Here is an 8494-nt window from a genome sequence, read left to right on the forward strand (position 1 = left end):
AATTTATTTTAATCTAAAAAAATGCAATAACTAAGAATTAAATTTTAAATCAATGTAAACTAAATAGTATAATAATTTAAAAATTTGAATTTTACAGCTTGAGTGGGTTTTCACCATTTATGAGGAGATAAGAAAACACCTCTTTATAGGTATAATTATTAAAAAATGAGAAGCAGCGAACTACACAAAGCAGTTCGCCTTTAAAGAATAAGCTGGATTAAGAAATCAACTTGATAATTGGATAAGATATAATTTGATTAATTCTGACGTGCTGCTGTTAAATCATTGAACATAATGCCTTGCATTTCATGCCAAATGGTTCCACTTTCTTTACCATAATTACGTACGCATTCCATGATATTATCGTAGGCTTCTTCCCGACACAGTACGCTCAGTTGCTGATAGAAATTCAGCGCCAGTTTACGGGCCTCTGGGTTCGAAAAGTAATAACGACCCACACGAGTATAAAGCCCTTTTAATCCGTTAATGATCAACCCATAAATAGGATTTCCTGACGCAAATGCTAAGCCACGGAAAATATCATAATCCACAGAACTGAAAGACTCCGCAGTGTCTTCCGCTTTATCTTTTTCAGCCAGAACTTCCAGTGCTTTTTCCGGATTATGTCTGAATGCAGTACGGATAAAAATGGCCGCAATATTTGTGCGCACTGACAGTAAATTATCGACCAGCTGAGGCACACGATCATGATCTAAACGTGCCAGAGTTTCCAGAATATTAAGACCTGATGTTTCCCAGAAATTATTGACCTTTGTTGGTTTTCCATGCTGAATAGTCAACCAGCCATCACGAGCAAGACGCTGCAATACTTCACGCAAAGTAGTACGAGTGACACCGATTAATTCAGATAATTCACGCTCTGCTGGCAGAATGGAGCCTGGTGGAAAACGATTATTCCATATACTTTCAATGATATACTCTTCCGCAAAACTCGCAGGACTCTGAGCCTTAATTACCATATTTAAACTATTCCAAAACTGTTTTCTTGGCTAATAATAGGTACTGATCATACCAGAATGCGCCAGATCGACATAGTTACATAGTAAATAAACCGTGAAAGAGTGAAAGAGGTCATAAAAAAATATAATTATTACCCAATTAATTATGAGATTATCCCCTTAAATTACCACCAGTTAGAGCGTACGATATTCAATGTATTTCGAGTTGCATCAAGACGGTCAGGAAGCGTCTCTCAGAGCATAATTCACTATATGACTGAAATAAGTGAGCGCAACCAACAGAGAGGTAACTGGAAAAACAACGGGTATGTTGTGCTTTAGAAATGTCCCATGTATCCACAGAAGAGGAATATTAATAATAATGGAAATCAGTATCCGACGTGCAGTGGTGAAAAACTTTCTCGGCAATTCGCCGGATTGGTACAAATTGGCTATCATTGTTTTTCTTATCATCAATCCACTGGTTTTTTTCTATGTCAGCCCCTTCGTTGCAGGCTGGATGCTCGTTGTGGAATTTATCTTCACACTGGCAATGGCGTTAAAATGCTATCCGTTGCAGCCGGGAGGCTTGCTTGCTATTGAAGCTGTGCTTATCGGCATGACCTCACCAAAACAGATAGGGCATGAAATCAGCAATAATCTGGAAGTTATCCTGCTGCTGATTTTCATGGTTGCCGGTATTTACTTCATGAAGCAACTTCTGCTATTTGTTTTCACTAAACTACTCTTGAGCATTCGTTCCAAAAAAATGCTGGCACTGGCCTTCTGTCTGGCAAGTGCATTTTTATCTGCTTTTCTTGATGCCCTGACAGTTATAGCCGTTGTTATCAGCGTATCTGTTGGCTTTTATTCTATTTATCACCGTTATCTTTCCAGCCAGAATAATGGCAGCGCAGATCTTAACGATGATCAATTTATTGATAATGAAGATAAAAGACAGACATTGGATCAATTCCGGGCATTTCTGCGCAGCCTGATGATGCATGCCGGCGTCGGTACGGCATTAGGTGGTGTGATGACGATGGTCGGTGAACCACAAAACCTGATCATCGCAAAACATGTTGGCTGGGATTTCGTGACATTCTTTATCCGTATGTCTCCTGTCACCGTACCTGTTTTTATCTGTGGGCTGCTGGTTTGTCTGTTGGTTGAACATTTCAAACTGTTTGGTTACGGTGCCGAACTACCTGAGCGTGTCCGTTCTGTTTTGGAAGACTATGCGAAAAAAGCCGGTGAAAAACGTACCCGTCAGGAAAAAGCTCAGCTTGTTGTTCAGGCTTTAATCGGCATCTGGCTGATTGTGGCTTTGGCGTTCCACCTAGCTGAAGTCGGGTTGATTGGCCTGTCAGTGATTATTATGGCTACTGCTTTTTGTGGTATCACTGAAGAACATGCTTTAGGTAAAGCCTTTGAGGAAGCCTTACCGTTTACTGCATTACTGACTGTCTTCTTTTCTGTGGTTGCGGTCATTATTGATCAACAACTATTTACCCCATTTATTCAGTTTGTATTGCAATCCTCACCAGCGTCACAGCTTTCCCTGTTTTATCTGTTTAATGGTCTGCTTTCCGCAGTATCTGACAACGTATTTGTAGGTACTGTTTATATTAATGAAGCTCTGACTGCGCTTAAAAGTGGTCTTATTTCACAGCAGCAATATGAATTTTTAGCTGTGGCCATTAATACAGGAACCAACCTACCATCCGTAGCGACACCAAACGGACAGGCTGCTTTCCTGTTCCTGCTGACATCTGCGCTATCGCCTCTGATCCGCCTGTCTTATGGACGTATGGTGCTAATGGCTCTACCTTACACAATTGTGATGACCCTTGTGGGTCTGCTGTGTGTTGAATTTTGGCTACTGCCTGCTACTGAATATCTGGTAAAACTTGGCTGGGTTATCCCACAATAATCCCTTATATTTATTATTAAGGAATTCTGCCGGATAGGGTGTAAAATCCCCCTATCCGGTTTTTTTTATCCCTTCGAATATCCAATCGATTTCATGTTGCCTCCGGCGGCAAAGGAACGAATTTTCACCGTCAACAAAAAAGCAGTTTGAAAGAGGATGGGTATAATTTAAAAAAAACAACGTAATTGACCTTAAATTGATTCTTTTGTGATTTAAGAAACGGCAGAATAAACGGCTACCTATATATACGATACGGGAAGAAGAAGAATGTTACATTTTCTAAAATGGAGTTCCCAAGGGCGAAGCGCATGGTTGTTAATGGCGTTAACAGCTCTTTTACTGGAGTTTGTTGCTCTTTATTTTCAACATGTTAAGCAGTTACAGCCCTGTGTAATGTGCATTTATGAGCGTGTTGCTCTGTTCGGTATTTTCGGGGCAGCCCTGCTGGGAGCTATCGCCCCCAAAACCCCGCTGCGCTGGCTGGCTATTTTACTCTGGCTTTATAGCTCATGGCACGGATTACAACTGGCATGGGATCATACCATGATGCAGTTATACCCCAGCCCTTTTAATACCTGTGAATTTTTTGTCAGATTTCCGTCATGGCTGCCGTTAAATGAATGGCTGCCTTCGGTGTTTCAGGCTTTTGGCGATTGTTCAATAAAACAATGGTCATTTCTGACACTGGATATGCCGCAATGGCTGATTGGTGTTTTTGCTGCTTATTTATTAGTGGGTATTCTGGTTCTGATCAGCCAGTTTTTCCGGCTGAAATATAAGTATTAAGAACAAAAAGGCTGTCTTTCCTGTATGGGGAAAGCAGCCTTTTTCGCTAACTCTAATTGATAATCCCTTCCTATCCGCTATTATTGTTTCCTTTTCATGTTCTCCGCCATAAAATCATCGTAATTTTTTTAAGGGCCTTTAGTCGAACAGCCATCAGAAACAGTAAAGAACAACCAGAAATGAATACTCAAAAAGAACAGTATAATTTTAATAAATTACAAAAACGTCTGCGTCGTGATGTCGGGCAAGCCATTGCAGATTTTAATATGATCGAAGAAGGCGATCGCATTATGGTCTGCCTTTCTGGTGGCAAAGACAGCTACACCCTGCTGTCTATTTTGCAGAACCTGCAAAAAAGTGCCCCGATTAACTTTTCGCTTATTGCCGTCAATCTGGATCAAAAACAACCAGGTTTTCCTGAGCACATCCTTCCGGCTTATCTGGATGAACTGGGCGTCGAGTATAAGATTGTCGAAGAAAATACCTACGGTATTGTCAAAGAAAAAATCCCGGAAGGAAAAACAACCTGCTCTCTGTGCTCCCGGCTGCGCCGTGGTATTTTATACCGCACCGCCACTGAACTGGGCGCAACCAAAATCGCTCTGGGGCATCATCGTGATGATATCCTGCAAACCGTCTTTCTGAATATGTTTTATGGCGGCAAATTAAAAGGTATGCCACCTAAACTGATCAGTGATGATGGTAAACACATTGTTATACGCCCGCTGGCTTACTGCCGGGAAAAAGATATTGAACGCTACGCAGAAGCGAAAGCATTTCCCATTATCCCTTGTAATTTGTGTGGCTCACAGCCAAACCTGCAACGTCAAGTTATTAAGGATATGCTGCGTGACTGGGACAAACGCTATCCCGGACGTATTGAAACTATGTTCCGGGCGGTACAGAACGTGGTTCCATCACATCTCAGCGATTTTAATCTGTTCGACTTCAAAAGCATTAATCACGACAGTGAAATTATTGCTGGAGGGGATCTGGCTTTTGATCGGGAAGAGTTACCCGTACAACCTGCTATTGACCCTGATGAGCAAATTGATTTTCAGGCGGATCGGCTGGATATTATCGAAATAAAGTAATAAAAAAATAGCCGATGCTAAGGATTTTAGTATCGGCATAATGTCAATTTTAATCGGTATAAAACTCAATATGAGAAACACTACAATCATGGAGCACAACGTTCATCGCTCAACGTTGTATTCACCTGCAGGGTTATAGTGCCTCAACTTGAGATACTGATTATTGATATATCTCAAATCCGAATGAAATTAACCATCAGATTCAATGAACATTCGGTTCAGAACTCACGACAGTCGCAATTTTCCCTATAACCACTTACTTCGCTTTAACCACCATGCGAACCCCGCTATCAATAACGACAGCAGCAGGCTGAATAAACCAAAACCAAATTCATCCTTATTTCCGGGGATCCCACCAAGGTTAACGCCAAATAAGCCGGTCAAAAAAGTACTTGGTAAGAATATCATTGTTAACAACGACATCATGTAAATACGCCGGTTCATCGCATCCGCCATAATGGAAGTAATCTCATCGGCAAGCACCGCTGTTCTTGCGATACAGCTATCCAAATCATCCAGCCCACGCCCCAGACGATCAGAGACTTCCTGAATCAGATGACGAGCCTCGTCACTCATCCACGGTAACTTCTCACTGGACAGTCGTGTCAAAACATCTCGCTGGGGTGCCATATACCGACGAAGAACAATCAATTGCTTACGTAATAACACTAACTCACCTCGTCCGGGGATCTTCTGTTCCAGAATGTTATCCTCAAACTCAATCAGGTTGTCATGTAACTCTTCAATAAAATCGTTCACTTCGTCGGTAATAGCATCGGCGATTTCAACCAGCCAGTGCCCTGTGTTTTTTGCTCCTACGCCATTATTTAAATCAGCCAGAACCTGATCAACCGAATAGACTTTTCTATGGCTACTGGAAATAATTATCTTGTCATTAATGTAGATGCGAAACGATACCAAGTGATCAGAGCGGGCATTATCATTGCGATTAATTGTCCGCAACATAATCATCGCCCCTTCACCGGTACGAATGAGTTTGGGCCGAATACTCTCACCCACCAGCCCTTCTTTTACCGGAACTGGTAGTTGGTTAGTTTTCATAATCCATTGATAACTTCCCTGATTTTTATAATCGAGATGCTGCCAGAAAGGTTGCCCTGCCGTTGCAGATACATTTTCGCTAAAACCTGTAGTACCACCCTTCCCGTTCAATTGGCAGGCATACACAGCATTTGAATCTTTAAATGCTGAGCCATAAATCGTTTCCACATCCGCTCCTGTTCAACATTTAATGTTTTTTAATGATATACATAGTATGGCTATAAGCCACATCTTCAGGATTGGTGATCGGGTATCCTTTTAACCATTTTTTGATTAACCGACCATTAGTGTACTGATAAATAGGAACAATCGGAGCCTGTTCTTCAATCATTTTTTCAGCCTGATTGTAATCCCTGTTTCTGGCGTCATCGTCTGTTTCCAGACTAGCCTCTTTTAACAAAGCGTCATAAGCTGGGTTATGAAATTTGGCCAGATTTCCGCTGTGCGTTGATGTCAAAAGTGATAAGAAACTTGATGGTTCATTATAATCTCCGGTCCATGATGCCCGGACTACATCAAAATTACCGGTATTCCGGTTATCAACGTAAGTTTTCCATTCCTGATTGACTAACTTCACCTCAACGCCCAGTTTTTTCTTCCACTCTGAACTGACTGCAATGGCAATGCGTTGATGATTTTCTAAGTTGTTATAGAGCAAAGAAAGTTTTAATGGATTATCCGGGCCATAACCCGCCTCTTTGAGCAGTAATCTTGCTCTCCTATCTCTTTCCTGCTGAGTTATAATCTGTTGCTGACTTTTTTCCGGATGAAAACCAGCCGTAACGTCAGGTGTAAAATGCCATGCGGGTTTTTCGCCTGTGCCTAATATCTTTTCTGCAACCAGATTCTTATTGATGGTCATGGCAAGCGCCTGCCGGACACGGATATCATTAGTCGGTGCCCGCTGAGTATTAAATGCGTAATAATACGTTCCCAGTTGATCGGGAGTGAACACCTCTCCCGGGATATCATGCAGTAACTTGTGGTACATATTCTTAGGGAAAGATTCAGTAATATCCAAATCCCCTGCCAGATAGCGGTTAACCGCATGAGATTCCTGATTGATTGGTACAAACGTCACTTTCTTCAGTACTGTTTTCTTGTGATCCCAGTAATAAGGGTTAGGCGACAGAACAATTTTTTCATTGACTACACGCCCCGTCAGCATGAAAGCGCCGTTACCCACCAAATGGCCTACTTTGGTCCAGTCATTACCGTATTTTTCAACGCTCTGTTTATTCACCGGATAAAGGCTAAAGTGAGTAGTCATATTGGGGAAATAAGGCACTGGGCGATCCAGCGTAACTTTTACTGTATAAGCATCAAGAGCTTCAACCCCTAATTTTTCCGGGGGTAATTTACCATCTATAATCTTCTGGGCATTCTGAATTCCTGCCAAAGCAGCAAACCAAGAAAATGAAGAGGCATTTTTAGGATTAACCAGCCTCTGCCAACTATATACAAAATCAGAGGCCGTGACTTTGTCACCATTAGACCATCGGGCATCCTGTCGTAGCGTAAATATCCATGTTTTGTTATCTGTCGTCTTCCAGTTAATCGCAACTCCCGGAACAGGCTTACCATAGGCATCCTGATTGACGAGACCTTCCAGTAAATCACGCAACACCTGCGCCTCTATTAAACCGAAGGACTTAATCGGGTCAAGTGATGCTGGTTCATCTTTCAGATGGCGAACCAGCTCCTGATGAGGGTCTAACTGAGTTCCTACAGGAACATCAGCAGCATAAACAGAAAGAGGTAAGGAAAGCCCTGTCATCAGTAATACAGAAGGGAACAAGGTAAAATTATGCATAAATATTTACTCTTTTGGTCTAATAATTATCCTAAAATAAATTATAAGACACTGTTAATTAAACAATAGATGAGTATTTATAAATATTACAGCTATTTTTGTGGGCAAGATCGCACTATTCCATTACACTGGCACCGCAGTTTACTTATATAGAGGGATAAAACCATGACACAAACCGTCAAGTTCCAAGGTAGCGATATCACCATAGCTGGGCATTTTCCACAAGCAGGTGAAACAGCAAAAGAATTTACGCTGGTAGCTAAAGATCTTACTGACGTGGCACTGAGCCAATATGTAGGGAAACGTAAGGTACTCAATATATTCCCAAGCATTGATACCGGCGTTTGTGCAACTTCTGTACGCAAATTCAACCAACATGCCGGTGAACTGAACAATACTGTCGTACTTTGCATTTCAGCCGACCTGCCTTTTGCACAATCCCGTTTTTGTGGCTCTGAAGGCCTTTCAAATGTTGTCACTCTATCAACACTGCGTGGTGGTGAGTTTCAGGAAAATTACGGTGTAGCCATTAGCCAGGGTCCATTAGGTGGATTGACTGCACGTGCTGTCATTGTTCTGGATGAAAACAATAATGTTATTTATAGCCAGCTCGTAGATGAAATTACTAACGAGCCTGATTATGACAGCGCATTAGCAGCACTGAAATAATTCGTTATAAAGAACCTCTGGCGGTAATTATTATGCTGTTACCGCCAATTTTATCTTTTCTTTCCCCCACTTCCCCTCTCTATTCTTATTTCAAAATATCTTAAATATAACCAAACAGATAATAGCAGCCTATTACACTCTTCGCCCTCATCGCCCTCAAATTTATCACTTTGTTAAC

The 8494-nt window shown here is 41.6% G+C and carries 7 protein-coding genes; 4 read left to right on the top strand and 3 right to left on the bottom strand.

Features of this window, described 5'->3' with window-relative positions; all coding sequences use genetic code 11:
- Window positions 1-257: 257 nt before the first annotated feature.
- Window positions 258-980: a fatty acid metabolism transcriptional regulator FadR gene (gene fadR, locus AACX38_RS03100; RefSeq protein ID WP_228865711.1), complete on the bottom strand. Its 723-nt coding sequence runs from the start codon at window positions 978-980 to the stop codon at window positions 258-260.
- A gap of 361 nt (window positions 981-1341) precedes the next feature.
- Here fadR and nhaB point away from each other — a divergent pair, with 361 nt between their 5' ends.
- From nhaB to ttcA, 3 genes are all read left to right on the top strand, one after another.
- Entirely contained in the window at window positions 1342-2892 is a 1551-nt protein-coding gene (gene nhaB / locus AACX38_RS03105; RefSeq protein ID WP_228865712.1) for a sodium/proton antiporter NhaB, read from the top strand.
- A gap of 267 nt (window positions 2893-3159) precedes the next feature.
- A complete protein-coding gene (gene dsbB / locus AACX38_RS03110) occupies window positions 3160-3678 on the top strand; it encodes a disulfide bond formation protein DsbB (protein WP_228865713.1) in 519 nt (172 codons plus the stop codon).
- A 152-nt stretch (window positions 3679-3830) separates the two neighbouring features.
- The gene (ttcA, locus tag AACX38_RS03115) at window positions 3831-4772 is read left to right on the top strand and encodes a tRNA 2-thiocytidine(32) synthetase TtcA (RefSeq protein ID WP_256376530.1); all 942 of its coding nucleotides are present in this window, start codon (window positions 3831-3833) and stop codon (window positions 4770-4772) included.
- A gap of 246 nt (window positions 4773-5018) precedes the next feature.
- On the opposite strand, the gene zntB is transcribed toward ttcA, so the two are convergent.
- Together zntB and AACX38_RS03125 are read right to left on the bottom strand one after the other, a co-directional pair.
- On the bottom strand, window positions 5019-6002 hold the full coding sequence (zntB, locus tag AACX38_RS03120) for a zinc transporter ZntB (protein WP_228865714.1): 984 nt from the start codon (window positions 6000-6002) through the stop codon (window positions 5019-5021).
- Between the two features lie 19 nt (window positions 6003-6021).
- Window positions 6022-7647: a peptide ABC transporter substrate-binding protein gene (locus AACX38_RS03125; RefSeq protein ID WP_370630652.1), complete on the bottom strand. Its 1626-nt coding sequence runs from the start codon at window positions 7645-7647 to the stop codon at window positions 6022-6024.
- A 165-nt stretch (window positions 7648-7812) separates the two neighbouring features.
- Between AACX38_RS03125 and tpx the strand changes: the two genes are divergently transcribed.
- Complete coding sequence (gene tpx / locus AACX38_RS03130) at window positions 7813-8316, top strand: thiol peroxidase (RefSeq protein WP_228865715.1); 504 nt, start codon at window positions 7813-7815, stop codon at window positions 8314-8316.
- The last annotated feature ends 178 nt before the right edge of the window (window positions 8317-8494 follow it).

The organism is Xenorhabdus sp. PB30.3, from assembly GCF_963895965.1.
Lineage (GTDB): Bacteria > Pseudomonadota > Gammaproteobacteria > Enterobacterales > Enterobacteriaceae > Xenorhabdus > Xenorhabdus stockiae.

What these genes read in the sequence shown, in the direction of transcription:
- AACX38_RS03125 (WP_370630652.1), bottom strand. Translation starts at nt 7,647, where the DNA reads ATGCATAATTTTACCTTGTTCCCTTCTGTATTACTGATGACAGGGCTT.
- tpx (WP_228865715.1), top strand. Translation starts at nt 7,813, where the DNA reads ATGACACAAACCGTCAAGTTCCAAGGTAGCGATATCACCATAGCTGGG.
- dsbB (WP_228865713.1), top strand. Translation starts at nt 3,160, where the DNA reads ATGTTACATTTTCTAAAATGGAGTTCCCAAGGGCGAAGCGCATGGTTG.
- fadR (WP_228865711.1), bottom strand. Translation starts at nt 980, where the DNA reads ATGGTAATTAAGGCTCAGAGTCCTGCGAGTTTTGCGGAAGAGTATATC.
- nhaB (WP_228865712.1), top strand. Translation starts at nt 1,342, where the DNA reads ATGGAAATCAGTATCCGACGTGCAGTGGTGAAAAACTTTCTCGGCAAT.